Here is a 2,602-nt window from a genome sequence, read left to right on the forward strand (position 1 = left end):
CTGATCAGCTAAGCGCACCTATGCGAACCGTAGGGTTCGGTGTGGGTTTTGCCCACCTGGGTGGGGAAGCATGAGCGTGGAGATGGAATCCCGCGCCCAGTGCTGCTCCGCGTGGCCGGTGTCGGCTGGTGGTGGGTGTGCTGATCGTGGTCGCGCCCTGGTGCCGGTGGGCTGCGCGGGGCAGCTGGTTCCGGTCCGTTGGTGCGTGTCCCTCCGGACGCTGGCCAGCGCGGCCCGAAGGACGTACTGGGGAGGGAACCTCACGTCGCCTGGGCGTGAGGCGGTTGGTCCGCGGCCGGGTGGGGCCGGTCTTCGACCGGTCTGTCCGGCTGGTCTTCTCGGTGGCCGTGATGACGGCCTTGACCTCGACCGTGTCCACCACGGCGCGGATCACCATGGCGCTGCTGGCGCGGTCGGTGACGGTCTTGGTCTGGTGGGCGAGGCCGCGTGCAGCGATACGCCGCCAGGCGCCCTGGTCCCGGTCTCCCTGCCAGCCGCAGCCGGGACAGATGGCCCACTTCCATCCCGGTGTGGTGGGCCGGTCGGGTGCTTTGCGGTGGCGGAGCGGGGTGAGGCAGTGCGGGCAGTGCTTGGAGGTGCCCCGCGCAGGCACGGTGACCACGGCGATGCCGACTTCGGCGGCGAGGTGGCGCATGCGGTCGGCGATCTGCCCGCGCACTGTCTGCGATAGGCGCGCGTTCTGGGTGCGTCCCATGCCCCCGGCTTCCATCGACCGCAGGTCTTCCAGGTAGATGACCGTGGCCCCGGCAGCAACGGCCTGATCGACGGCCCAGCGGGCAGCGGCCCACGCCAATGTTTCGTTGAGGTTGGAGCGTCGCTCGCAGACACGCCGGATCTCTTCCGCCAGGGTGGCGGCCTTGCCGTCCAGAGCGGGATCGGCGAGCCGGGTGTAGTGGCCGGTCTTGGCGTGTAGACGTTCAAAGATGCGGCGCAACCGGTACTGCTTGGCGAGCACACCAGCAGCCCGGAACTGCGCGCCCGCCCCGAGTGCGGTGATCTGGCCGTCGTCGTGTATCCGGGCCGCACCCGCGCTGAGGAGAGTGTTCAGGCCCCAGTCCACGCCCAAGGCCACGCTGTGCCCGCTGCGTCGGGCCTTGGGCACGGCGTGCGTGTAGGCCACGTCGGCGCGCACCTTCCTGCCCGTGATGCGCAGGGTGGGCAGATGGATCACCGCGTTCGCCGGGACCGTGGGCGGCAGCGTGATCGGGCACTGGACCCACGTCCAGTCCGCATACCTCTGCGGGTCGGGCCGGGTGGGGAGCTGGAGCCGCAGGAGAGCCTTCGCCGGCTCGGTCACGGATCGTTCGATGGTGGCCTGCTGCCCGTCGCACGCGGCGAGCAGCAGCATGCGCGGCACACGCGGCGATGGTTCCAGCTCGAACACGTCGATGGGGAGACGGGCGTTCCTGCTCTCGAAGACGGCAACCTGGCGGGTGCGGGAACGGATGATGCTGGACGGCAGGTACTCGCCACCCGGGATCGCCCCGCGCACCGCATCCCATTCCTCGCCAGTGCGCTTCTTCGGGTCTTCGGGCCACTCGGCCAGCACACCGGCCACCAGATCGGCGCGCCACCTCACCGACCGCAGCGCACGCCCGGCCTGCTCCTGGGCCATGCGTGCGATCCGGTCGTTCACCTTGGCCTGGCAGGTGACCGTCCAGCCGAGTCGGCGCAGCGCCATCCAGGCGTTCGACGGCAGCTTCCTGCCCCCGGCATCCTGGCCGCAGGACAGCGTGTTGACGTCGGTGGTGTTCCAGTGTTCCGCCAGCAGCGCGCCGGTCATGCCGTGCACCAGGCCGGCACACCAGCCAACGCGCTCCACCACAGCGGCGGCGGTGAGGACTTCGCCGGTCTTCTCGTCCACGCCCGACCGGATCAGAGCGCGGGCGCAGGCGGTGCGAGAGGTCTCACCGTCGGCGAGCGGCAGTTTCCGGCTCACGCGGCACGGCCCTCGTTGTTGCACTGTCCGGACTCGGCCAGCAGTCGCTTGCGGTTGTCCGCACTACGCATCCCGTACAAGCGGCCCGCGAACGTGGTGACGAGAGAGACGAAGTCTTCGAGGAGTTCGTCCCGGCCGCCGAGCTTGTTCGGGTGCAGCACTTCCACGGTGACCCCGTACACGGCGAACAACCGCTTGAGCCAGCCAACCCCGAACCGGGCCAGCCGGTCCTCATGCGTCACACGCACCACGGTCACCGAGCCGTCCGACACCATCGCCAACACTCGGTTCAGGCCAGGCCGGTTCTCCTTCAGGCCAGAGCCGCGATCCCGGACGACCTTGACGATCTCCCCGGTTGCAGTGGCCCTCAGTTCGGTTTCCTGGGCCTCCAGAGAGGACTCCTGCCCGGCCGAGCCGGACACGCGCACATACAGCAACTCCAGACGCGGACGAGCGGTTGAGGAGCCGCTGCCACGCTTCATGTTCTCCACATCAACCGAGGAGAACCGGCGCTCACGGCCGACCCACGTGAACGGGATCTTGCCGTCCAACGCCCACTGGCGAAGCGTCATCGGGTGTATCCCGAGACGCTTCGCAGCCTTGGACATGCGCAGCAACTCCATGCATACAACCATACATGCA

General features: G+C 69.1%; 2 protein-coding genes. Both read right to left on the minus strand.

What is annotated here, in order from left to right:
* Window positions 1-4: 4 nt before the first annotated feature.
* Window positions 5-1,960 (minus strand): zinc ribbon domain-containing protein, encoded by a 1,956-nt coding sequence (locus ACWDA7_RS51955; protein ID WP_450615100.1) that lies wholly within the window; start codon window positions 1,958-1,960, stop codon window positions 5-7.
* A partial coding sequence (locus ACWDA7_RS51960) for an IS607 family transposase (protein WP_450615102.1) occupies window positions 1,957-2,602 on the minus strand: 646 nt, incomplete at its 5' end. The genes ACWDA7_RS51955 and ACWDA7_RS51960, both read right to left, overlap by 4 nt.

This window comes from Streptomyces sp. NPDC001156 (assembly GCF_053598275.1).